Raw genomic sequence first — 26,030 nt, 5'->3', positions numbered from 1 at the left:
GAATGTAAATATTTTATGGCTTATTAGTCAGAAAATTTAAAAAACACGTAAAGATTTTAAAAAACAAGTGAAATTTATTTCTTTATAATTCGAAATGTAAGGAACAAATCACACAAGGAGGAAATGTTGATGAAGAAAATGAAGTTGTTTTTATTCATGGCACTAATGATAGTACTTATTCTGCAAGCATGTTCTACTGCTAGCAATAATAGTACGGAAGGTTCCAAAGAGGGATCGAAAAGTGTAGGGGGAGAATTAGTCGTTCTAAGAGCAGCAGATGCGACAAGCCTAGATCCTCATTTTATTACAGATATTCCATCAGCGAATATTATTCATGGCAAGGTATATGAAACACTTGTTGCTTTTGATAGAGATCGTAAAATTGTTCCACTACTTGCAAAAGAATGGGAGCAAAAAGATGATGTCACTTGGACATTTACATTGAATGAAGGTATTAAATTCCATGATGGTGCAGATTTTAATGCAGAGGCTGTTAAAGCTACATTCGATCGTATTTTAGATCCTGCAACTGGTTCACCGCAGCGTGATAAATTATCAATGATTAGTGAAGTAGTAGTAGATGATACGTATATTGTTACATTGAAATTAAAAGAACCGTATGCCCCGCTGCTATCTATTTTAGCAAGTCAAGAAGGTAGTATGATGAGTCCGAAAGCTATTGCTGAAGCGGCCGACGAATTAGCAACACATCCAGTAGGGACAGGCCCATTTGTATTTGAATCTTGGAAATCAGGTCAAGAAATTACATTAAATTCGAATAAAGATTATTGGGGAACTGTACCGAAAGTAGATAAAGTAACATTTAAAGTTGTACCAGAGGATTCTACGCGTCTAGCAATGATTGAAAGTGGAGAAGCGCATATTGCTGAACAAGTACCTGTAACAGAGATTGATCGTATTGAAAATTCTTCAACGATGACTTTATTCCGTGCAGAAGGACTTGCAGTAGAATTTATCGGATTCAATGTGAAAGATACCCTATTATCAGATGTAAAAGTACGTCAAGCAATTAGCTATGCTGTTGACCGCGAAGCGATTATCAGCGGTATTTATGATAATGTAGGAACACTTGCGAATTCGGCAATGAGTCCAAAAATTATTGGTTATTCTAGTGAAACGAAACCATATGACTATGATGTAGTGAAGGCAAAAGAATTATTAAAAGAAGCTGGCGTGAAAGAAGGAACAAAAGTTAAATTACTGACAAGTGACCGTAAAGAGCGTATCAATATGGCTGAGGTGATTCAATCTCAATTAAAAGGAATCGGATTAGATGTTGAAATTCAAGTAATGGAATATGGTGCATTTATTTCTGAAATCACGAAAGAACAGCACCAAATATTTATTAGTGGCTGGGGTAATGCTACTGGGGATGCTGATTATAACCAATTTAATCTATTCCACACTGCTTCTATGGGACCTCCAGGAAACCATTTCTACTATTCAAATCCAGAAGTTGATAAACTAATTGAGCAAGGACGCTCTGAAGCAAACCAAGAGGCACGTAATGAAATCTACAAAAAAGCGATGCAAATCGAGTTAGATGAAGCTGTGTATATCCCAGTGCGTAACTATGAGCATTTAGCAGTCTATAGCAATGCTGTAAAAGGTTTCTGGTTAGATGCATCTAACTACACGATGATTAGTGGCGTTGAAATTGTAGAATAATCGAATTTGGTGATAGACGGAAAATACCAATTGGGAGGAAACTATGAGTAAACTATTGCTGAAAAATGTGAGATTAGAAGAAGCATATGAGCGCGAAAATGAACACATTGTTGCAACTCGTACAGGTATTTATGATGTCCTAATCGAAGATGGGCATGTTCAACAAGTGGATAAGAATATAGTGGCTGATGGAGATGTAGAAGTAGTAGATGCGCAACAGCAACTATTAGTCCCTTCATTCCGAGAGATGCATATTCATATCGATAAAACGTATTTTGGTGGAGAATGGCAGGCGCCAAGACCCATTACGAAAGGGATTTTAACACGTATTGAAGAAGAAAGAACGCTACTACCAAAGCAATTGCCGACAGCTGCTTATCGAGCTGAGGAAATGGTGAAGTGGCTTATTTCACAAGGACACACACATATTCGTTCACATTGTAATGTTGACCCGCAAATTGGGACAAAACATATTGAAATTACAAAACACGTTTTAGAAAAATATCAAGATCAAATCACCTATGATATTGTGGCCTTTCCACAGCATGGCTTATTACGCTCCAATGTAGAGGGACTAATCCGTGAGGCAATGGCAATGGGAGCAACGCTTGTTGGGGGCGTTGACCCATCCATTGTAGATCGCAATATCGAAAAGTCATTGCAAACAACAATGGGCATTGCTCAAGACTATAATGCAGGGATAGATATTCATATTCACACTGCTAACACACTAGGTGAATTTGAATTTTATAAGCTGATAGCGTTAACGAAACAGGCAAAAAAAGAAGGACAAGTCACAATTAGCCATGCGATGGCACTTGCTGATTTAGAACAGTCACGCTTAGAAAATTTAGTTCAAGCAATGGCTGAGGTACAAATGGATGTAACAACAACTGTACCAATAGATTTGAACCGTTCGACGATACCAATTCCTTATCTTTATAACAATGGTGTAAAGGTATCTGTGGGGCATGATAGTTTAACAGATCATTGGTCACCATATGGTACGGGTAATACCATCATGAAATTAAATGTGATGGCGGAGAGATTCCGTTTTATTGATGAATATTCATTAAGTCGGGCTTGGAAATACGCTTCTGGTGGTATCACGCCGTTGAATGATGCTGGAGAACGGGTTTGGCCACAAGTTGGTGATAAAGCCAATATGCTGTTAGTGGATGGCGTGAGCACTGCCCATGTGATAGCAAGAAGATGCCCAATTACTACGGTCATTTCACAAGGCAAAATGATTCACCAACAGGATGTAGGAGAGTTGAAAGGAGAATTCAGATGAAGCAATGGCTTACAAATGTTCTACTTGAAACAGGAGAATATCTAAAGGAAAATGATACAGTTGGTACGAAAGTGGAGCTTTTTCACCTTGAAATTATAGATGGCTTTATTTCTCAAATTGTACCTGCAACACAGGCAATCGATTCACCAAATGAAGTTACAGATATGAATGGAAAGCTGCTATTACCTGCCTTTAAGGAAATGCATAATCATTTAGATAAAACATACTTATCTTTACCGTGGAAGGCTTGTGTTCCCGTAAAGAATTTAAAGGAACGACTTGATCGTGAAGCACAAGAGTTATCCGTTCTTGCTACAACTGGTAAACAACGTGCAGCTGCAATGATTGAAAAAATCCTTAAGAATGGTGCAAATCATATTCGTACACATGTTAATATCGATCCATACATTGGATTAAAAAATTTAGAAGGTGTACTAGCGGCATTGGGCGATTATAAAGATGTCGTGACATCCGAAGTGATTGCCTTTCCACAGCACGGCCTATTAAGAGATGATGTCCCTAAATTATTGCGTGAAGCTTTACGCAATGGAGCGACGATGATTGGTGGCCTAGATCCAGCTGGCATTGATAACTCGATTGAGCCTTCTCTTTATGAAGTGATGGATATCGCACAGGAATTTAATGTAGATGTCGATATTCACCTACATGATGGTGGCCACGTTGGGTATTATACAATCGATAAATGGATAGATATCGTGGAGGATGCCAAGTACCAGGGTAGAACGGCAATAAGTCATGCCTTTTCACTTGGTGATGTATCGGTCATGGAACAACATAAAATTGCAGATCGTTTAGCGCAACAACAAGTAAAAATAATGTCAACTGTGCCATTTGATTTGCGACGATTAATTCCACCGATTGAATTACTGACAGAGCACGGCGTGGATGTCCACTTTGGTTGCGATGGCTTTTATGATTCCTGGAGTCCCAATGGCTCAGGAGATATTTTAGAAAAAGCGACTACTTTTGCAGACATTTCTCGCAAGCTTGATGAACGTTCGATTCGACAAACATTAAAATATATTACAAATGGTGTTACACCATTGGATGCAAATGGTCAGAAGGTTTGGCCGAATGTGAAAGATGAAGCAAGTTTTGTATTCTTTGACGCAGTATCAAGCGCTGAAGTCATAGCGCGTAAACCATCTAACCGAGTGGTTATGTCTAAAGGTAAGTTTATCAACTAAGTATTAATCTAAATCCCCCTTATTTAGATAACATAGCAAACTAGAAAATTTCTAGTTTGCTATACTTATGTTTTAATAGAAAAGATGAATAAAGGAAAGGGAAGTAGATTTTTATTAGTTGATCCATAACTTATATAGAAGTCTCTTTATATGCAGGTGCGATAAAATATGAAGCAACTTACAATCTATATGATTTTATTTAGCTGTGTATTTTTTTGGGCCAGTAACTTCATTATTGGCTCTATTTTAATTGAACATTGGAACCCTTTAACGGTCGCCATCTTTAGATTGATTGTCATAGTTCTGTTTTTAGGGGGGATTAGTTGGAAAGCAATTAGCAGAACAACATTTACGCGCAATGAGCTATTGTTGTTGGTCCTTGCAGGAATACTGGGTGTTTCCATTAATCACTATAGCTTTTATGCTAGTCTCCAGCACACTTCTCCTATTACTGCGGCTTTAATATTAGCCTGTGCACCGATTGTCACTTCTCTACTGAATAAAATGATTTATCATGAATCACGTAACGGCATATTTTGGTTAGGTGCGATAATTTCATTTGTTGGTGTTGGTCTCATCATTACAAAAGGAGCACTTATCACCATTTCCATCGGTAAGGGTGAGGTGCTGAGCTTAATTACAATGCTAAGCTTTGCTTTGTTCCTCATTATTGTCAATCATCTTAGTTTGAAAATGTCAGCCCAGTCGATTACGTTTTATACAAATTTAATTGGTTTACTAGTGCTTGTCCCATTTTCTTTTACTATTTTGCCACAGACGAATTGGCAAGTTGCAATGCCCTACTGGTTTTTGCTCATTTTATCAGCGATTATTATTCATGGGGTAAGTAATTTAATGTGGAATCAAAAAATGAAGGAAATCGGCTCGACGAATGCGTCACTGTTGTTAAACTTTGAGCCGGCTATAGCTATGCTATTGAGTGCGGTATTTTTAAAACAATTCCCTACAAGTGTTCAAATATATGGCTCTTTATTAATTTTAGTAGGAATTTTGCTCTGTATTTATTATAAAGAAATTAAAGCAATTGTACTTGTAAAAAAACAATGAATTAGCAAAAAAGGGATGTTCATTTTTCGAGTACATCTCTTTTTTGCTGTTTCTGAAGAAAATTTAATATGAATAGGTATATTAATGGAAGAAAGGCAGTAATAATTACGATGCCATGCCACTGAAATAATGACCAAACTGGGCTTAATATTGTGCTTCCAGAGGCCACACCGAGATAATAAGCGACCAGATATAGACTAGAGGCGCTTCCTTTTTGATAAAGAGCTAGCCGACTTACCAATGAGGAAGTTAATGCATGAGCAGTAAAAAAACCTAAACATGCTAGACAAAGTCCAATTATAATAATGAAAAGTGACTGACTTAATGTAAAAAGTATCCCCACTGTTAATAAACAAACACCAAATGTACGAATGATATTTAATCCAACTTTTCCTGCAAGTGCATTAGCAATAGGCGAACCAATAATACCTAAACCATAGGCTAAAAAAACAAAAGAAATGCTTTTTAAAGATAATAGAAAGGGAGGCGCTGTTAAGTAATAGGGAATAAATGACCAAACACCTGTAAAGGATAATTGTAAAATAATTCCCAATCCAAAAAGTATCAATAATTGTGGATTTTTCAAATGGAACAAAAAGCCTTGTAAATCCTGTTGAATCGTACGCTGTTGTACCGAAAAATTTTGGGATTTAGGTAGCATCCACCAGACCATTACCATAACGATGCACCCCATTAAGGCTAATGTAACAAATGCCATTTTCCAGGAAAAATATTCAGTGATATACCCCATCATGAGCCTACCAATTGTTCCGCCTAGTGCATTACATGAAATATACAAAGCAGTGGCAAAGCCCATTGATTGTTGGTCAATTTCTTCGCTAAGATAGGCAAGTGCTGCTGCAGGAACTCCTGCAATAGCAAAGCCCTGAATAAAGCGCAAAAAAATAATAGTAGAAAAAGAATCAGTTAGTGGCATAAAGAAAAAAGGGATGACGGTAAAAACTATAGATAAGTGAATGAATAATACTCTTCCATATCGATCTGATAAAAAACCTAGAACGACTAATCCAATTATTACTGATAGAGTAGTCAAAGAAACGGATAGACTTGCAACAGATACAGAAATATGAAATTGCTTTGTAAAGAAAGGAAGAAGGGGCTGGACAGAATACATTGCTGCAAACACGAAAACAGAAGCCCCTCCCAAACTTATGACGATTGTCCAAAAAGAACGATCTCTTATTGAATAACCCTTTGTATTTATATCCATCTTTAAACCTTATTTCATTTGCTCTGGTAACCAGAGAGAAAGTTGTGGGATTATCACGACAAGTGCTAAGAAGATAATCATTAAAATGATAAACGGTATAACGCCTTTTACCACTTCTCCAAGTTTTTCTTTTGCAATACCACTTACCACAAAGAGATTTAATCCAACTGGTGGGGTGATCATTCCTAATTCCATATTAATCGTCATAATAATGGCAAAGTGTATTAAATTTATATCGAAGTGTGCAAGAATTGGTAATAAAATTGGTAAAGTAATAAGAATAATGGAGACGGCTTCTAAGAACATACCCATAATAAAGAACAAAATATTGACAATGATCATAAAAATCCACTTATTTAAATCACTTTCTGCAATCCATGCACCCACTTGCTGTGGTACTTGTGCATTTGTTAAATAAAGCCCAAATAGTGATGCAGCACCTATGATTAAGAAAATCATAGCGGTAATATTAATAGATTCTACTAATACGTCGCGGAAATCTTTTAGCTTCATTTCACGATAGATAAACAAGGATACGATAAGGCCATAGAAAACAGCAATTACTGCTGATTCAGTTGGTGTTACAACTCCTGAATAGATTGTTCCTAAAATTAAAAAAGGTAAAAATGCACCCCAAATGGCTTTTAAAGATTTACGGCCACGCTCTTCCCAGGAAGCAGGTTGATCTCCTTTAAAACCATTGCGTTTTGCATAAACGATGGCAGCAATAATTAATATTCCTGTTAAAGCTAGTCCAGGAAGAACACCAGCCATAAATAACTCACCAATTGATTGCTCCGAGGTGATTCCATAAATAATTAATGGAACACTCGGTGGAATTAAAATTCCTAATGTACCACCTGCAGCAACAAGTCCCATCGAATACCGTTTTTTATAGCCTGCTGAAATCATTGCAGGGATCATAATAGAGCCTATTGCTGCTGCTGTGGCAGGTGAAGAGCCTGAAATAGCGGCAAAAATAGCACAGGCAACAATTGTTACAACTGCAAGACCACCTGGCAGGTGACCAATCCATGCACGTAAAGCTTCAATTAAATATTTTGATATCCCACCGCGCGCCATTAATACGCCAGCCAGCACGAATCCTGGGATGGCCATCATAGGGAAAGAATCTAATGCAGTAAAAATGCGCTGTGGAATCATATTCATATTAAAATCTATTTGGAAGAATACTAGAATTGTTGATAGTGCTAAGCTAATAGCAACAGGTACGCGTAGAAATAATAGCAAAAAGAAACTAAGTAAGAGGATTAGCATATTCTTCATCCTTTCCTCGTAGAATATTAACTAATCGTTCTACGAATCTCAGTAAAAATAAAATACCTGAAAGAGGTAAGACTAAATATACAATCCACATTGGAATTCCGATATCAAGTGAAACCATACCAGATGTATAGCGATTTTCCACTAAAACAAAGCCATAATAAGTGTAAATTAGGCAAAAGGCGATGCTCAAACCTGTTGCTACTAAATCTAATAGACGTTTTTTCGATGGTTTTAATTTGTCATATAGTATATCCACCTGTATATGCTGATTGTGGCGAAGAGCTAAGCCAAACCCCAAAAATGTACCCCAAATTATAGAATAGCGTGCTAATTCCTCTACCCATGCTTGTGGTTCATTGAATATGTAGCGCATAATAACTCCATAGAAAATGAGCACGACACCTGCTACGAAAAAAATTCCAGCAAGAATTTCTTCTAAGTAGCCCCATATTTTATAAACGGCTGTCATGTTTTTGCCTCCTTTATTTAAAGTTAAAAACGGATGCTTTTATTCCCACTGTAAATGTTGCAGTTTGAAGTGAGCTTCTTAGCACCCGTTTGTATAAGGTTCATGTAAGCGATTTACTAATAAAATTTATTGATATTGATGAAAATAATCGACAACTAGGCAACTTCCTAACAAAGATTCCCTAGAATTTGTTATAGATTCCTATTACTTTAATTCTTTAATTGTTGGAATAATAAGTTTTTTTAGAGCTTGTTTTATTTTAAATCACGAATACCATTAATTAATTCTTCTGTGATAACATCAGTAAACTCTTCATAGACTGGTTCCAGTTGTTTTTTTATTGCTTCTTTTTCAGCATCAGTTAGCTCAATGACTTCGATGCCAGAGTTTTTAATGTTTTCGAATGATTTTTCGTTTTCTTGCGCAGCTAAATCCCAAGCTAACGTTGTTGCCTCATTTAATGATTCTTCTACTGCTGTTAATAGCTCTGAAGGTATTTTTTCCCAGAATGTTTTGTTTACAAAGATGGCATAGTCTAGACGACCATGTTCAGATACAGAGAAGTGTTTTTGAACTTCTTGATATTTTTGAGTATCAAAGTTATTAAATGTGTTTTCTTGTCCGTCTACTGTTCCTTGTTGTAATGCAGCGTACGTTTCACCAAATGCAATTGTCGCAGAACCAGCATTCAATGCTTTAAACTGCGATTCTAAAACTTTACCTGCTTGTGCTCTGAATTTTAGTCCTTTAAAATCGTCCACTGTCACAAGTGGGTGTTTGTTATTGGAAAAGTGTTTAAAACCATTTTCCCAGAATACAAGACCTTTGATATCGTTAGCTGCTAATTGGTCAGATTCTAGAATTAGTTTTGCAACATCTGAATTAAAGAACTTACGAGCATGCTCTTGATTTTCAAAAAGGTATGGCATATCAACATATTGCCAACGAGGATCGATTTTTACCATTTTCGTTACGGAAGGAGCAATCATATGCACATTTCCTGATACTAAGGCATCTAATTCATCATTATCTCCATATAGTTGTGAGGATGGATAAACCTCAACTTTCACTTTACCTTCTGTTTTTTCATCAACTAATTTTGCAAATGCCTCAGCTGCTTTACCTTTAACGCTATCTATAGAAGTTACATGAGAGAACTTAATAATAAGAGGTTTTTCTTTAGTATAACCACCATCTCCTTCAGCTGCTGGAGCAGAAGCAGGTTCTTTTTTGTCGCCACCACAAGCTGCAAGTACTAGTAAAAGCAAAGCCATGAATGACATGAAAAGCCATTTTTTCATTCTATATCCCCCTAAAATTTATATTTATAGTTAAAAGGACAACCTTTTAAACCCTAGTTAATGAAATTGATTTTTAGGAAGTGCCTCAATATATTTAAAACCATAATTTTCCGCATAATAGTCGTATACAGGTTTAAAGGCGTTTTCCCAATCTTCTATTTCTTCCTTTGTTAAATAATGAATTTGTATGCATTGACATGCTTCCATTTCCTGAAGTCTTTCTGCACTTAAATTCTCTGCTTGTTGCCACTCCCATATTTGTACTTCCTCAAGAGTATCAATCAAAAGCTCCTGCACATTTTTAGGGAGGGAATTCCAAAATTCATTATTCATTAATAACAAATAGCCTAGATATCCATGATTACTAATAGTTAAGTAATCTTGAAGCGAATGTAGATTTTTGCTTGTAATATTAGTGAGCGTATTTTCTTGCCCATCGACATTGCCTTTTTGTAGTTGATGAAAGACCGTATTGAAATCAATTCTTCTAGGATAGGCACCGGCAATGGAAAATTGCTCAGCTAAAATATCACTTGGCATTATTCTCATACGTAAGCCTTGTAGATCAGTTAAGTTTTGGATGGGACGAATACTATTGCTTAACTGTTTAAAGCCACTATCCCATACGCCCATCGAGATCAGATTGTGTTTATTTAATCTCTTCATTAATGATTGTCCAACTTCGCTTTCAACATATGTATGAACTTCTTTTGTATTTTTAAATGCATAAGGTAAATCCATGACAGACCATTCAGGTACAAACGTAGTAATTTTTGAAACGGCAGGGGCAATCATCTGAATATCTCCTCTTAAAAGAGCATTCATCTCCTCACCATCCTTGTACAGTACGCCATTCGGGAAAACTTGAATCTCTACATGACCATTACTTCGTTCCTTAATAAGCTCCGCAAATTTAATTGCTGCCATTCCTTTAGGTGTGTTTTCACCAACAACATGTGAAAAGCGAATGACAATTTGCTCTTCATGACTTAATTGCTCATTGTCAGTTGGATAGGTTTGCTGTTGACAACCTATTAAGATGGTAAAAAAACATAAGTTTAAGAAAAGTACTTTTATAGGATTACGCCACATGTAAATTCACTCCTAACTGTATAAGATGTGAACGCTTTCTATTGTATTTTAAACGAATAAATATTCAATATTATGGTTTTAATGAACATTTTGGTATTTATGGTATATAACAATTAGTTATACTGATAAATTGTTATAATACAAGATGATTGCTGGAGAAAAAAGAATCTGCTTACTTTTCTTTTATAAATGTGCATAGTAAAGCATCATAAAGCTATGCACAATAAGAAAAATAGCAGATTCTATATGAGATTTTATTTTAATAACTATTTATGCTCAACTATTTTATAGAATAATATTTCGTTGGTCGTCCAACTGTTCCGTATTGTAGTTCAATGTTAACGGTTCCTTTAGTTGCTAAAAAATCTAAGTATTTTCGAACTGTGACCCTTGCCATTCCAACATTTTGCGCCAGCTGCTCTGAAGTTATAGCTACTTGATAAGTTGTTAAATAATCTAATATTTGTTTCATTGTTAAATTGTTTAAGCCTTTAGGTAATTCGTTAGAATGTTGCTGTATACCTAGCCAACTATCAATATCCTCTTGATTTAAGGCTGTGCAATTAGAAAACAATTTAGAGGTATTTTTATATTGCTGTAAAGCTTTTTCAAAACGTTCGAAGCGAAAGGGCTTAATGAGATAATCGCTTGCACCAAGTCGTAAAGCCTCTTGAACAGTTGGTGCATCTCGAGCAGCAGTTATCAGAATAATATCTGAAGGAATCCTTTCGGAACGTAGTTTTAAAAATAAATCCATACCAGTCATATCTGGTAAAAACATGTCTAGTAAAATTAAATTTGGTTTTTTCACTTTAATTTTTTCGTAAGCATCATGACCAGTGACTGATTCGCCTATAAGCTGAAACCCAACCATTTTATTTAAAAAACCTTTATTAATTTCAAGCACCATTGGATCATCTTCTACAATAAAAACTGAAAGTTTGTTCATAGTTCTTCTATCACCCCTACCTCAATAGTAATGTTTGTACCGACATTAATCGTTGATTCTACCTGTATATTTCCGTTATTAGATTCTACAATTTGTTTAACAAGCGCAAGGCCAATACCATGTCCTTCCTTTTGTTTGGTAGTAAAACCATAATCGAAAATTTGTTGAGGTATACCTATTATTCCCAAGCCACTGTCCTGTACCTCTATATACAGATAATGTTTATCACCAATTAACGTTAATCGTACATCTTTATACATACACCCAAAGCATGCTTCCATAGCGTTATCAAGCAAATTTCCTATAATAGTAACTAAATCCCCACTAGAAAAACCGCTCATTATATCGACTAGCTTTGAATCATCATCAATGGTCAGTTCCACGCCGAGTTCTTTTGCTCTCGAATACTTCCCAAGCAATAAACCTTGGATCGAGTAATCAAGTATTTTATCATGTAAATTTTGTATAATTTCCTCTTCATCCGTAATTTCATCGATAATAAGACTCAGGGCTTCATCATTACGATCTAGTTGAATTAATCCCGCAATACTATGTAAACGATTCATATATTCATGCTGTTGAGCGCGTAATGAATCCACCAGCATTTTTATACCTGTAAGTTCTTCAGCTAACATATTTGCCTCTTTTCGATCAGTTAACATTATGAGGTATCCGGCATTTTGATCTAAAATTCGAATAGGGAAGGTTCGTACTAAATACATCTGGTCATGTATAAGTAAAGGTCTATATATTTCATGCTGCTGTAAAATGTCTTCCGCAAGCCATGTCCCATTAAATAATTCTTTGCGAGAAATTCTCTGTTCAAAGAAATGAGTATATTGCCTTGCGAGGCGGTTAATAAATGATACATTACCGCTTTCGTCAGTTGCTAATATACCGATATCCATTGCCTGTATAATGCCAGATCGCTCTTCCACTAAGCGAGCTATTTCGTATGGCTCTAAGTTAAATGTTTGACGCTTTAGGTGGTTAGCCACCCAGACTGAACCACCTAATCCAATAGCTAGTCCCCAAAAAAGAGAAATCAATATATCAAATTGATATTCATCTAGTAGGTTGTACCATTTTGGGGTGAGTAACCCAACTGTAATAACACCAACTTGTTGTGTTCCTTCTTCATTCATTATAGGAACGAATGCACGGATGGAATAGCCAAGCACTCCTTGAGCCTTTGATATGTATTCATGCTGTGAAAAAGCTTCTATTTCGTCTCCACCCTCAAAAACTGTGCCGAGTTTGCTCTCTGAAGGATGAGAATAGCGGATTTTTTTCATATCAATGATCACGATATAATCAACATCAGTTGTTAAACGAATTCTCTCTGCAATGGGTTGAATAACCTCAAATCCATTCGGCTTCCCAACATTATTTTGTACATCTGTCAGTTGTGAAACGGTTCTCGCGATAGCAATAGCTCGTGCTCCAAATTCTTTCTCAAATGCACCGGAAAGGTTATGGATCATGATAGCACCACTTGTTGCTATAGAAAAAAGGACAATAATAAATGAAAAAATAAACATTTTTAGACGTAAAGATATATTTTTCATAGATATATAAAAGAGCGATAGCTATTAGCTTTCTTTTATAAATTCATCACCTCGTTCCACAAATTAAGTAGCTTTACTGCATAACATACTAAAAATTCTTAGTTTATACTAAATTACCATAAATAACAAAACTGTTGTAATACAAGATTTATTGAAAACTATTTTTTAAATTGTGTAGTATAACAAAACAATAGATGAGGAATGGTTTATAGTGTTGTTTTAGGGTATATATGCCAGAAAATTCAACTCTAATATATATATTTGAATAATAAAAAATATTTAACTTTCAATATATAATTTGAAATATACATTGATTGTATTATAAATTTTTTATATAAAATAAAAAATATGGAAATAGAAGGTGGGAATCTACTTTTTATTTATTCATCTAAAAGTGAAAATCTTGTTGAAAATAGTTTCAAATTTCTCTTCCACTCTTAAAAATTCTTGCGTAAACAAACTCAAGAAACAGTTCTATCTATAGATAAATAATAGAATTAATATTCTAGTTAAGATTTTATTCATCAATGGTATGTGAAAATATACACAAAAATAATTATTTTAAAATAATTAATATATAACGATAAAGTAGAGTAGAAAAATAATAAAATCTAATATATGTTGATTTATTAGTATGTAAAACTTCATTTTGCTTAGAGGCTGTAAGAGTTGTTTGTTTTTGCTAATTAAGAAAAGAGAGAAAAACTTTTTGGAGAAATAATATTTTTTAGAAAAACATCTTGCATTTGAATAATTCTAAGTGGTAAATTGTTTAACATGGACGTTCATAGAATTTTCACAGGTAGCAAAAGAGGGGAGAAATGAGAATTTATGAATAAAAATAGATGGTTAATTGCATTATCTGCAATCGCTATTCACCTTTCAATCGGTGGAGCCTATGCATACAGTGTATACAAGCTACCGATTGTCACAGAAATGGGATGGAGTGAAACAAAGGTAACGATTGCCTTTACCATTATGATGGGGTTAGCTGGTTTCTCAGCCGCATTATTTGGTAGTTTAGTAGAAAAAATGGGACCACGTAAATCGGCGATGGTAGCAGCTGTCTTATTTGGAGCAGGACAAGCTGGTGCTGGTGTAGCCATTTCAATGGATTCTGTTGTCATGTACTGGTTAACATATGGTGTTCTTAGTGGATTAGGAATGGGGATTGGCTATATTGCACCTGTATCAACACTTGTAAAATGGTTCCCAGACCGTCGTGGACTAGCAACAGGTATGGCCGTACTTGGTTTTGGATCGGGTGCACTTATTACAGCACCAGTCGCAGCCAACTTAATGGAGGCAGTTGGCATTTCTACAACATACTTTATTCTAGGGGCAAGTTACTTCACGTTAATGATTTTAGGGGCTTCATATATAGCACCACCTAAGCCAGGTTATATGCCTGCTAATATGAAAGCAGCTGCCAATAATGGCAAGGATGTAGTGAAGAAAGATTTAGCTGTTATGTCAGCACGAGAAGCTGTTAAAACAAAGCATTTCTGGATGCTTTGGTCAATGCATTTAGTCAATGTAACAGCAGGGATTATGATGATTTCTGTTGCTTCACCAATGGCACAGGAAATTGTCGGTCTATCTGTTGCAGGTGCTGCAGCAATGGTAGGAATTATGGGGTTATTTAATGGTGGTGGCCGTTTAATTTGGGCTGCTGTGTCTGATTATATAGGTCGTTCAAACGTTTTCGTTATTTTCTTTACAGCACAGCTAATCACATTTATCGTTTTACCACATACAACTAACGTGATTATTTTCCAAGCACTTATTTTCTTAGTTGTTAGTTGCTATGGTGGTGGGTTCTCAAATCTACCTGCTTTTGCAAGTGATTTATTTGGAACAAAGCAACTTGGTGTTATTCATGGTTATTTATTAACAACGTGGTCATTGGGTGGAGTTTTCGGACCATTGTTAGTAAGCGCAATCAAAAATGCTTATGGAAGCTATATTCCTGTATTCTATGTATTTGCTGGGTTAATCGCAGCTTCGTTAATTATTTCCTTAACGTTACGTGCAGATGTACGTAAGCAAACAGCTTTAAAAGCAGCGCAAAATGTTGGAGACGTTTCCGCTACTCAATAATTTGAACTTTCAATTTACTATATAGGTGTCATTTCGTACATGGCACTTATATAGTTATTTTTTTGAAGCGATTGTTATATAACAATTATGATTTCTTTGTTTAATGTATAACAGCACATGTCTGATGTCAATAACATTACTGGAAATAAAGTGATTTCGTAATTAAAAGAGAAATTTTGTAACGAAATGCACAATCCATTAAAATTTGAATCTTTTCTCATAGACTAACGTATATAAAGTAACTAGGGAGGGATCAATCATGGGGAAATTTTCTTTAGATGAATTTGTTCATAAAACACAGCAGGATGATAATGAGAATGATTATTTTGAATTGGAAACTGAACGCGTATTAGAGGTTAATCTAAACGGTGAAGTATGGTCAAAAATGGGTGCTATGATTTCCTATACAGGTGATATTAAATTTGTACGTGAGCGCGTGTTGGAACATGGTCTTGGCAAAATGTTTAAAAAGGCTTTAACAGGTGAAGGTACGCAATTAATGAAAGCTAGCGGAAAGGGCCGACTCTATTTAGCGGACCAAGGAAAAAAAGTAACGGTTTTTGATTTGAAAAACGACAGTATTTGTGTCAACGGCAATGATTTACTTGCCTTTGAGCCTAGCATCGAATGGGATATCCGTTTAATGCGGAAAATGGCTGGCATCATGTCAGGTGGTTTATTTAATGTAACACTTCAAGGAACAGGCAAAGTTGCGATCACTACACATTTTGAACCATTGACATTATTAGTGAAACCAGGTGAAACAGTATATACCGATCCACATGCTACTGTCGCATGGTCAGGCAACTTAACACCTGAATTTAAAACAGATATTAGCTTCCGTACATTTATCGGTCGAGGCAGTGGAGAATCCATCCAAATGGCGTTTTCTGGTGAGGGCTTCGTTATTATCCAGCCATATGAAGAAGTTTATATGGCTAGTGAAAGCTAAAAAAGCGCGTCCGTTTTCCACGGACACGCTTTTTCTTCTATTATAATGCAGCATGCATTCCTGCAATTCGTCCCGTTACGAGGGCTGAAGTGATGTTATAGCCACCTGTATAGCCATGAATATCAAGAATTTCTCCACAGAAGAACAGTCCCTCTTTTTTCTTTGAGGCCATTGTTTTGGGCTCGATTTCTTTTACAGAGACACCACCACCTGTAACAAATGCTTTGTCAAGTGACTGTGTGCCGCTCACTGTTAATGTGAAGTTTACTAATAAACGTGCAAGCTGACGGATTTTCTCTTGGGATAATTCCGCACCCGTCAATTGAACATCAATCTGTGCTCGCTCACATAAGAACAAGAGCCATCGTTCAGGGGCTATGCCTTTCCAAACATTTTTCACAGCCTTTTTCGGATCTTCCTTCATTAATTTATTTAAATATTGCAGACATGTTTCTTCATTATAATGAACCAGTGTTTGAATACGCATTGTTACAGGCTCATAGCCAGTCTTCATTAATTCTTTCACAACGAATTGACTACAACGCAAAATAGCAGGACCGCTTAAACCAAAATGGGTAAAGAGCATATCCATTTGATGGGTGACGAGTGTCTTGCCTTTTTTATTTAGCACAGAGACAGCAACATCACGTAACGCTAGCCCTTGAAGTTCACGGTCTTGAATAAAGTCCTCTTTTGAAATAACAGGTACTTCTGTTGGGAATAAGGTTGTGATTGTATGACCGGCACGCTCAGCCCAAGGATAGCCATCACCTGTTGAACCAGTTTGTGGGACTGCCTTGCCACCAACGGCTACAACGACTGCTTGACTACGGACTTCGGAGCCGTCTGCAAGACGTACACCCAAAATTTTATCTTCGTCCATTAGAAGCTTACTAACAGCTGTGTGTAAACGAACTTCAATATGAAGACGTTGAAGCTGTCTAATCAGCGCATCAACCACATCTTGGGCGCGATTGGATACAGGGAACATTCTGCCATGGTCCTCTTCCTTTAGGGCGACACCAAGCCCTTCAAAAAATGCGATGATATCTTCATTATTATAAACGGTAAAAGGACTATAGAGAAAACGACCATTACCAGGTATATGCTTCACGATTTCTTCAACAGGCAAACGATTTGTCACATTACAACGTCCTCCGCCAGAAATGGCCAATTTCTTGCCTAGTTTTGTGCCTTTTTCTAACAATAACACTTTCTTTTTACGCTCTCCAGCAGCAATCGCCGCCATTAAACCAGATGGGCCACCACCAATCACGATTACATCATACATAGTTAGAAACTCACTTTCTGTTCAAATTAGGAATCTTTCCTATTATACATGAAGTCTATATAGAGAGGGGCTTTCTTTGACGTTGAAAATAATAGAAAAGTGTTTTATAATTCTTTATCTCATCTTTCAGGATGAAAGGCATTTCTAGTAGAATGAAACACAATATTCTTTGTTATACAATTGCATTAATGAAAGTTTTCCTTTATTAGCATTGTCGGCATGAAATGAATGTCTTTTCGTGCTATTATGGTAAAGGTTATGCACTAAATTATGAGGTGAAAAATAGAATGTGCGGATTTATAGGTTATATTAATGGAACAAATGTGATTGATCATCATCAAACAATAGAAAATATGATGAATACAATTATTCACCGTGGACCAGATAGCGGTGGTATTCATAGTGACGATAAAGTGACGTTAGGTTTCCGTCGATTAAGTATTATTGACTTATCTGACGTAGCGAATCAACCATTGTATAGTGCAGATGGCAATATTGTGCTTGTATTTAATGGTGAAATTTTTAACTTCCAAGAGCTGCGTGCAGATCTTATTGAAAAGGGTCATACGTTTAAAACGCAGTCAGATAGTGAAGTCATTATTTATGGCTATGTAGAATATGGCGTAGATTTTGTGAAGAAACTGCGTGGGATGTTTGCTTTCTGTATTTGGGATAAAAAGAATGATTTACAATTCATTGCGCGCGATGGCTTTGGAATCAAACCATTGTACTACTCTGAGCATACAACAGACGGTACATTTATTTTTGGCTCTGAGATTAAATCGTTTTTACCACACCCTTCATTTATTAAAGAGTTAAATAAACAGGCACTACGCCCCTATTTAACATTCCAATATTCATCTATGGATGAAACATTCTTTAAAGGTGTCTTTAAATTACCACCAGCTCACTATATGCTGATTCAAAATGGACAAAAGCAAATCGTGCAATATTGGGATAAAAAATTCCATGCAAAAGAAGCGCCGATTGAAAAATATATCGAGGAAATTCGTTCAACTGTTAAAGAATCGGTAGAGGCTCATCAAATCAGTGATGTAAAAGTGGGTTCATTCTTATCGGGTGGTATTGACTCTAGTTATATTACATCTTTATTACGCCCAGATAAATCCTTCTCAGTTGGGTTTGCTGACTATGAAGATATGTTCAATGAAACAAATCTTGCAAAAGACTTATCAGATACGTTGAATATTCAAAATGAACGTAGATATATTACTGCGGATGAGTGTTTTGAAGCTCTTCCTAAAATTCAATGGCATATGGATGAGCCACAATCCAATCCATCTTCAGTGCCACTTTACTTCCTATCCGAGCTTGCTTCAAAAGATGTAACGGTTGTCCTATCAGGTGAAGGTGCCGATGAAATTTTTGGTGGCTATGCTTGGTATCAAAACTCAGGAAGAATGCAAAAATACGAAAAATTACCATTAGGTCTACGTAAAACATTACGTGGAATGGCAGAAGCCCTACCGAAAAATCAATACACGAATTTCCTTATTAAAGGTGCTCAAACAGTAGAAGAGCGTTTTATTGGGGAAGCGGTAGTATGGGATGAAGTAGATGCCATTAATGTTTTGAAGCCAGCTTATAAAAATGCGCCATCTGTAAAATCGATTACAAAACGTATTTATGATGAAGTACCTGGTGATGATGATGTGACAAAAATGCAGTATCTAGATTTAAATCTTTGGATGCCTGGTGATATTTTATTAAAGGCAGATAAAATGAGTATGGCACACTCAATCGAATTACGTGTTCCATTTTTAGATAAAGAAGTAATGGAGTTAGCGAAAGAGATTCCATCAAGATACCGTGTAAATGATATCGATACAAAATATGTTCTACGTCAGGCTGCACATCAGGAATTGCCAGAAGAATGGGCAAAGCGTCCGAAACTTGGATTCCCAGTGCCGATTCGTCACTGGTTACGTGAAGAAAAGTATTACAGCATGGTAAAAGAAATGTTTACAACTGACTTTGCGAATGAATTCTTTGATACAAAACAATTAGTTGGTTATCTAGATGAGCACTATGAAGGGAAAGCAAATCGTGGTCGTTATATTTGGACGGCTTATGTATTCCTAGTATGGTATAAAAAGTTCTTTGTGGACATGGTATAAAGAAATACTTGAATCGGTGGGGATGTGCCATTCCTCACCGATTATTTTAAGGTCTTTTTTCATCAGATTTTCTTTGGAACGAACTTTTTGATGTATTTATGCGTCTCATTTCCTATAAATATGTTAAGATTACAGATGGTTTACTTTTATTGCTCTTAGAGTGATAGCGCTTGCATATATGTTATGTTAAAACGAAAAAGTTTTATAAGTATCCTTTGAAGTGTTACGATAATAATATTGATTTTACAATGAATGGATGGGTATGATGTCCAATTTAATGAAAGGTACTGCGATATTAACAATGGGGATGTTTTTATCGAAGGTACTCGGATTAATTTATATTTTTCCGTTTTATGCAATTGTAGGCGAGAAGAACATTGCGCTTTACCAATATGCATATATTCCCTATTCAATTATGTTGGCAATCGCCATTTCGGGTGCGCCAATTGCCGTCTCTAAATTTGTCTCTAAATACAATGCAATGGGGGATTATCAATCAGGTCGCAAGCTGATGAAATCCGGCATTCTGATTATGATGGTGACAGGTTTCGCAGCATTTATTGCCCTTTTTCTACTTGCAACGCCAATTGCAGGGCTAGTTATTAAGAGTGAGGAACAGGTCTTTACAGTTGAACAGATTGCTTCAGTAATACGATGGGTTAGTTTTGCCTTAATCGTTGTACCATTTATGAGTTTATGGCGTGGCTTCTTCCAAGGCTATGACAAAATGGAACCTACCGCCGTTTCACAATTGGTGGAACAAATTGTGCGAATTGTTGTATTACTTGGTGGATCGTTCTTAGTGGTTATTGTGTTTAAAGGGAAACCAGAGACAGCCATCTCCTTTGCTGTGTTTGCTGCATTTATCGGGGCAATCGGTGGATTAGGTGTTCTTTACTATTACTGGAAAAAATATCAGCCTGAATTTAACCTATTACGTAGTCAAAGTGTGACTTCCACACAGCTACCAATGTCCAATATTTATAAAGAAGTGATTACCTATTCCATCCCAATGGTGTTTGTAGGGGTAGCCAATCCGTTATTCCAATTAGTCGATATGCTTACGTTTAATGGAGCAATGACGTCCATTGGTTTAGCAGGAGTAACAGATACTTATTTATCGATGATTAACTTTATGACACATAAGGTTGTCATCATTCCCGTTATGCTAGCGACTGGATTCTCAATGGCGCTTGTACCAACGATTACAAAGTATTTTACACAGGGTGAGTATTTAGCGCTACGCCATGCAATGGATAAGACCTATCAAATTTTAATCTTTATTACATTGCCAGCTGTGGTTGGTATTTCTCTATTAGCCAATGAAATTTACTTTATGCTATATTCTGAAAGTGAAATGGGGGCAACCATTTTAGCGCATTATGCACCTGTTGCGATTTTATTTGCGTTATTCCAAGTTACAGCAGCCTTACTTCAAGGAATTGATTTTCAAAAGTGGATTGTTTTCAGCTTATTATCAGGGATTTTCGTGAAGCTAGCATTAAATATTCCATTAATTCGTTGGTTAGAGGCAGATGGTGCTATAGTGGCAACAGCTATTGGTTATAGTGTTTCGATTATCATTAATATGCTTGTGTTACGAAAAACGTTGAATTATCGATCAGAAATGGTTGTGCGTCGTGTCATGCTAATTGCTTTATTGACAATGGCAATGGCCATTAGCGTGCTAATTGTGCATAAATTATTGGAATTACTAATGGGTCCAGTTGATAGTAAATTCTCAGCATTACTATTCTCAATTATTTGTGCGGGTGTCGGTGCGGCTGTCTATGGCTTTTTATCATTACGCCTAGGTTTAGCACAAAAGCTATTGGGTGAACGATTAACCCGTATGATGAGTAAACTGGGATTGAAATAGGAGTGGAACGATGCGTTTAGATAAATTACTAGCAAATATGGGGTACGGCTCTCGTAAGGAAGTGAAGCAGCTATTAAAGCAAAAAGCTGTCACAGTAGACGGTGCTTATGTCAAGGACGCAGCTTTACACGTAGACCCAGAGCAGCAAATGGTATCAGTGTTTGGAGAGCGCGTTGTTTATACAGAATTTGTTTATTTTATGATGAATAAACCGCCTGGTGTTATTTCTGCCACTGAGGATTTAAGAGATGAAACAGTTATTGATTTATTAGAGCCATTACAGCAGCATTTTCAACCGTTTCCTGTTGGTCGACTAGATAAAGACACAGAAGGCTTGCTTTTATTAACAAATGATGGTGTATTGGCTCACAATTTATTGTCTCCCAAAAAACATGTGCCAAAAGTTTATTACGCACAGATTGAAGGGGTTGTGACAGAAGAAGATGTCGAGAAATTCGCAAATGGTGTTGAACTCGATGATGGCTATGTTACCAAGCCTGGAAAGCTTGTGATTTTAAAGTCTGCACAGCAATCTGAAATAGAGCTAATGATTCAAGAAGGAAAGTTTCATCAGGTAAAGCGAATGTTTGAGGCTGTAGGTAAACGTGTAACATATTTAAAGCGAATTTCTATGGGAAGCCTGACATTAGATGAAAATCTAGCGTTAGGTGAATATCGCGAGCTAACTACAGAAGAGCTAAACGGTTTACAAAACAATCATTAAACATAGTATTCCTCGATGCCTCACATAGCATCGGGGATTTTTATATACAGTAATATAACAGTAACTGTATAATATGAAATGAGTTATTGTGATATAGTCAAAGAACGTATCATGTTCTAAATGTTTACGAAAAGACGATGGTATAAATAAGTAGAGGACAATTAAATGAAGAACCTGCGTATTAAATTATTACTATCTTTAATAGCTTTTGCAGTCATACTCGTTGCTGTTATTTCATATGTGAACCGACAAATATTGATAGCGGAAATTGAAAAGCAAGTGAGTATGAATAAAGTTTTAATTGAAAACCATATTCTTACAGATATGCAAACTGTCGATAATGCCCATTTTTATTTTGATAATAATATTTCAGACAAAATGGAACAGGAGCTTAGACAGTTAAAAAACTATTATCTTGAAAACCCTGCTGTAGCTACTTGGGATTTGCAGCAAATGAAAAAGAAACATGGTATGGATATTTACATAGTGGATCAATCCAATACAGTGGTTTACACGACTTTTGCCAAAGATATTGGCTTGGATTTCTCGCGTTGCTGTCAACGTTTTTCTGCTTTATTAGATGAACGCCGAGCTAGTGGCGAATTTTTTACAGATGGAATCGATATTTCAACATCGACAGGAGAATACCGGAAATTTGGCTATCTGGCAACAGAGGATAAAAAATATCTGCTTGAGTTAGGTTTAGACTTACTGAATGATCCTGTTTTTCAAACCTTTAATTTTGAAAAAACTGCACAGTACTTGATTGGTAAATATGCTGATTTAGTAGAAGTGCAAGCGATTAATGCAGGGGGAGTTTTCTTTGATGATTCGTCGTTGAAGAAGATTACTGTAAAAGATCAATCCAAACAGTTCCAAAAATACTTTGAGCTGGCAAAGAAAACAATGGAGCCAGTTGAGTATCAAAAGGCTTTAGCCAATGGTTATCTAGAAACACATCGTTTTCTGCCTTATGAAGCAGAGACAGTGAGAGGGGAGTCTTCAAAAAGAATTGTCTATGTGAAATTTATCAATTTCACTAAAATGGAAGCACTCCAAAAAAATACGAAACAATTTTGGAGCTTACTGTTCATCGCCTTACTAACATCCTTTATTATGCTGCTCGTCATTAATAAAATTTTATCTAAAACAATACAGCTAGCTACTTTCGATCCGTTAACTGGTGTCTATAACCGTGCTACCTATATTAGAAAGATTGATAATTTATTAAGGAAAAGAAAAATGAATGTGCCAGGTTTATTGTTAATCGATTTGGATAACTTTAAACAAGTGAATGATCAATTTGGGCATGTAGAAGGAGATCATATCCTGATAGAAACAGCGAGAATTTTAAAGCATGTTGTGAAACAAAGTGGTTTTGTCGTACGCTTCGGTGGGGATGAATTTGCCATTGTTTTATACGATACAACAGAGCAACAGATGCAGCACATGGCAGAGGCCATTTTGACTCAAATAAGGTCCGTTGAATATGATGGCCATGCTAGCGAGAAATGGTCTGTACTATCTGTAAGCATGGGCGGAGCTATTTATAACCATGATGAAGATACAGAAATGAGCTTATTTGAACGGGCCGATAAAGCGCTTTATCAATCGAAAAATGCTGGTAAGGATCAATACTCTAGTTATGCAGAGGTTGCTGCTGACGAAGGATATAATAGTTAAAAAAACGCCCCATTCTATCGATAGCAATGGGGCGTTTATTAATGAGCCGCTGTTTTGGTTCTATAAAAGATACAACTACATAAAACAAGAACAGCGATGACAGGAAACATAGCATTCATATAATGAGTCAATAGCCAACCGCCTATTATGGGGCCAATAAAGCCACCTAAATTTTTAAATTGCGCAGCACCTAAGTAGGTTGCCTTTTGAGTATCTGGCGCAATTTCATCAATCATGACATTCATCGTAGGGAAGGCAAAGATTTCACCTATGGTAAAAATAATCATGGCAATGATATAGAGCGTATAATTAGTGGAGAATCCAAACATAAATAGTCCAATAGCAAAGAACAGTACGCCTACTAATAATGTTGCTGTGGATGAAAAGCGCTCTGATACTATACTAATTGGTAATTGTAGTAGTAACACAGCCGCTGCATTGAGAGAGATTAATAACGAATAAAGTTTCGCACCTTCCTCAATTTTTAATTCGATAATTTGTGGTAGCGTTGAGTCAAATTGCGAGTAGCCGATATTGATTAAAATGGCTCCCAAAATAAAGCTAAGCAGCACACGATTTGTCAAAAGAATCGTGAATGTACTGAGTATCTTTGTTTGAGTGACAGCTTTGGGTTGCTGCATTTGATAGCGATTTAACACAAAAAATAAAAAGACAGCGTAAATAATATACATAATCCCTGTCAGCATAAAAGGGATACTTGGACTGGATAGCTGTGAGATATACACGCCAATAATAGGACCAATAACCGCTGCAATATTGATGGCCGTATAACGTAAGGAAAATAGTCTTTTTCGTTTTTCAGCAGGTGTAAAATCAATCATTAATGCCTGTGTGGAAGGTTCAAAAAATGAACGACAAAGCCCATTCAAAGCATTGAATAGGACAAAAAGCCAAACAACATGAACCGTTGCAAAGCCAAAGAACACAAGACTCCAAACAATAATCGTTAATAGAATAACGCTTTTTCTACCAAAACGATCGGTTAGATAGCCACCAAAAAATCCACCTACTGTGGAAATGAGTGGTGCAATACCAATGGTCAATCCAATTTGTAATGGAGAGGCTTGAATTTCATTATGTAAATAAATAGCTAAAAAGGGCATTGCCATAAAGCTTGCAATACGTGTGAATATTGTTCCACCTAAAATGATCCATACTAATGGATGAAACAACTTTGACAATGTCATATCAAATCCTCCTCTCAACATTTAGAATGTTTCGAGTTTAACGGATTGTTAAGCAACTGTAAATAGTCAAAATAATCTTGAACGAGAACAATGCACCCTTTTTCAGTGTGAACGGTAAAGATAATGGCGCAAATATTTATGTTTCTATGCTACGGAAGTGAGGCACAGATTGAAGAACAGAAGAGTATGATCGCTTTGCCCAGATAGATGAGCGGAAGAGAGAAGAGTATGATCGCTTTGCGCGGATAGATGAGCGGAAGAGAGAAGAGTATGATCGCTTTGCGCAGATAGATGAGCGAAATACAGAAGAAAATGATCACATTGCACAAATAGATGAACGCTAGCGAGCTGAAGAAGGCAGTAAATATGCCTCTTCTTCCAAATAGAGAAAAAATCTAATAATCTTCTAACGACAAAAAAGAATGACCCCGACGAAAGGTCATTCTTTTTCCATACACAATGCTTTACGTACAAGACGTAAAACTAAGACGTCAATTTTACTTTTTTCTTCGTCGTTGTCCATCTGCCTCGACTTGGACTTGTCACCAAATCGTTAAAGGCTAACACGTTCAAATCTCTTTGAACGGTGCGAGGAGTGATACTAAACTCTTCGACTAAATCCTGTGTAGACACGGTTCCTTTGTCTAAAATAAACATGTACACGTCTTTAATACGATTAAGCATTCGATCAGTAGTTGGTTTCATTAAATGAACCACTCCTTCATCTTAATTCTCTTGGCAAAGACTAGCGGACGACAATATGTGCGGAGTGCACTTAGGCTAATAAGTAGCTGCCTTAGACATCCCCTTTTCTAATTTTATAGTCAGAACAATTATTCTGATAACTTTATTATATAGAAAAACGACTTGATTTTCTAGTGAATGCAATAGAAATTTAC

At 36.3% G+C, this 26,030-nt stretch carries 20 protein-coding genes; 10 read left to right on the top strand and 10 right to left on the bottom strand.

The genetic code is table 11. The features are described 5' to 3' along the window. Positions 1–129: 129 nt before the first annotated feature. From JTI58_RS02685 to JTI58_RS02670, 4 genes are all read left to right on the top strand, one after another. A complete protein-coding gene (locus tag JTI58_RS02685) occupies positions 130–1,689 on the top strand; it encodes a glutathione ABC transporter substrate-binding protein (RefSeq protein WP_205445072.1) in 1,560 nt (519 codons plus the stop codon). 43 nt (positions 1,690–1,732) lie between these two features. After that, positions 1,733–2,983 (top strand): amidohydrolase family protein, encoded by a 1,251-nt coding sequence (locus JTI58_RS02680; protein WP_205445071.1) that lies wholly within the window; start codon positions 1,733–1,735, stop codon positions 2,981–2,983. Then, entirely contained in the window at positions 2,980–4,191 is a 1,212-nt protein-coding gene (locus JTI58_RS02675) for an amidohydrolase (RefSeq protein ID WP_205445069.1), read from the top strand. The genes JTI58_RS02680 and JTI58_RS02675 overlap by 4 nt, the downstream gene beginning before the upstream one ends. Before the next feature lie 168 nt (positions 4,192–4,359). Further along, positions 4,360–5,259 (top strand): DMT family transporter, encoded by a 900-nt coding sequence (locus JTI58_RS02670; RefSeq protein ID WP_205445067.1) that lies wholly within the window; start codon positions 4,360–4,362, stop codon positions 5,257–5,259. A gap of 19 nt (positions 5,260–5,278) precedes the next feature. Here JTI58_RS02670 and JTI58_RS02665 read toward each other — a convergent pair whose 3' ends face one another. From JTI58_RS02665 to JTI58_RS02635, 7 genes are all read right to left on the bottom strand, one after another. Beyond that, positions 5,279–6,490, bottom strand: coding sequence for an MFS transporter (locus JTI58_RS02665; RefSeq protein WP_205445065.1), 1,212 nt, complete (start codon positions 6,488–6,490; stop codon positions 5,279–5,281). 9 nt (positions 6,491–6,499) lie between these two features. After that, positions 6,500–7,768, bottom strand: coding sequence for a TRAP transporter large permease (locus JTI58_RS02660; RefSeq protein WP_205447054.1), 1,269 nt, complete (start codon positions 7,766–7,768; stop codon positions 6,500–6,502). Continuing rightward, a complete protein-coding gene (locus JTI58_RS02655) occupies positions 7,749–8,246 on the bottom strand; it encodes a TRAP transporter small permease (RefSeq protein WP_205445063.1) in 498 nt (165 codons plus the stop codon). Before JTI58_RS02655 ends, JTI58_RS02660 begins: the two co-directional genes overlap by 20 nt. Positions 8,247–8,500: 254 nt before the next feature. Next, entirely contained in the window at positions 8,501–9,547 is a 1,047-nt protein-coding gene (locus JTI58_RS02650; RefSeq protein ID WP_205445061.1) for a DctP family TRAP transporter solute-binding subunit, read from the bottom strand. Positions 9,548–9,604: 57 nt separating this feature from the next. Further along, the gene (locus JTI58_RS02645) at positions 9,605–10,639 is read right to left on the bottom strand and encodes a DctP family TRAP transporter solute-binding subunit (RefSeq protein WP_205445060.1); all 1,035 of its coding nucleotides are present in this window, start codon (positions 10,637–10,639) and stop codon (positions 9,605–9,607) included. Positions 10,640–10,919: 280 nt separating this feature from the next. Then, positions 10,920–11,588 carry a response regulator gene (locus JTI58_RS02640; protein ID WP_205445058.1) on the bottom strand — a complete coding sequence of 223 codons (669 nt, stop codon included), beginning with the start codon at positions 11,586–11,588 and terminating at the stop codon, positions 10,920–10,922. Further along, the gene (locus tag JTI58_RS02635; protein ID WP_205445056.1) at positions 11,585–13,072 is read right to left on the bottom strand and encodes an ATP-binding protein; all 1,488 of its coding nucleotides are present in this window, start codon (positions 13,070–13,072) and stop codon (positions 11,585–11,587) included. Before JTI58_RS02635 ends, JTI58_RS02640 begins: the two co-directional genes overlap by 4 nt. Positions 13,073–13,987: 915 nt before the next feature. On the opposite strand from JTI58_RS02635, the gene JTI58_RS02630 reads away from it, so the two are divergent. Beyond that, positions 13,988–15,256: an L-lactate MFS transporter gene (locus JTI58_RS02630; RefSeq protein ID WP_004226054.1), complete on the top strand. Its 1,269-nt coding sequence runs from the start codon at positions 13,988–13,990 to the stop codon at positions 15,254–15,256. A 259-nt stretch (positions 15,257–15,515) separates the two neighbouring features. Beyond that, a complete protein-coding gene (locus tag JTI58_RS02625; RefSeq protein ID WP_205445055.1) occupies positions 15,516–16,208 on the top strand; it encodes an AIM24 family protein in 693 nt (230 codons plus the stop codon). Between the two features lie 40 nt (positions 16,209–16,248). Here the strand turns inward: JTI58_RS02625 and JTI58_RS02620 are convergent, their stop codons facing one another. Beyond that, positions 16,249–17,499 (bottom strand): BaiN/RdsA family NAD(P)/FAD-dependent oxidoreductase, encoded by a 1,251-nt coding sequence (locus JTI58_RS02620; protein WP_205445053.1) that lies wholly within the window; start codon positions 17,497–17,499, stop codon positions 16,249–16,251. Positions 17,500–17,786: 287 nt separating this feature from the next. On the opposite strand from JTI58_RS02620, the gene asnB reads away from it, so the two are divergent. The 4 genes from asnB (at position 17,787) to JTI58_RS02600 (ending at position 23,923) form a co-directional block, all read left to right on the top strand. Beyond that, entirely contained in the window at positions 17,787–19,637 is a 1,851-nt protein-coding gene (gene asnB / locus JTI58_RS02615; RefSeq protein WP_205445051.1) for an asparagine synthase (glutamine-hydrolyzing), read from the top strand. A gap of 265 nt (positions 19,638–19,902) precedes the next feature. Then, complete coding sequence (locus tag JTI58_RS02610; RefSeq protein ID WP_205445050.1) at positions 19,903–21,516, top strand: putative polysaccharide biosynthesis protein; 1,614 nt, start codon at positions 19,903–19,905, stop codon at positions 21,514–21,516. A gap of 10 nt (positions 21,517–21,526) precedes the next feature. Continuing rightward, the gene (locus JTI58_RS02605; RefSeq protein WP_205445048.1) at positions 21,527–22,240 is read left to right on the top strand and encodes a pseudouridine synthase; all 714 of its coding nucleotides are present in this window, start codon (positions 21,527–21,529) and stop codon (positions 22,238–22,240) included. 165 nt (positions 22,241–22,405) lie between these two features. Next, positions 22,406–23,923, top strand: coding sequence for a GGDEF domain-containing protein (locus tag JTI58_RS02600; protein WP_205445047.1), 1,518 nt, complete (start codon positions 22,406–22,408; stop codon positions 23,921–23,923). A 38-nt stretch (positions 23,924–23,961) separates the two neighbouring features. Here JTI58_RS02600 and JTI58_RS02595 read toward each other — a convergent pair whose 3' ends face one another. Together JTI58_RS02595 and JTI58_RS02590 are read right to left on the bottom strand one after the other, a co-directional pair. Further along, entirely contained in the window at positions 23,962–25,131 is a 1,170-nt protein-coding gene (locus JTI58_RS02595) for an MDR family MFS transporter (protein WP_205445045.1), read from the bottom strand. A 483-nt stretch (positions 25,132–25,614) separates the two neighbouring features. Continuing rightward, complete coding sequence (locus JTI58_RS02590; protein WP_004226074.1) at positions 25,615–25,836, bottom strand: DeoR family transcriptional regulator; 222 nt, start codon at positions 25,834–25,836, stop codon at positions 25,615–25,617. Positions 25,837–26,030 lie beyond the last annotated feature (194 nt).

It is taken from the genome of Lysinibacillus fusiformis (genome assembly GCF_016925635.1).
GTDB lineage: Bacteria > Bacillota > Bacilli > Bacillales_A > Planococcaceae > Lysinibacillus > Lysinibacillus fusiformis_F.
Note: the sequence above shows the minus strand (reverse complement) of the source record. Positions and strands in the feature narration are given on the sequence as shown.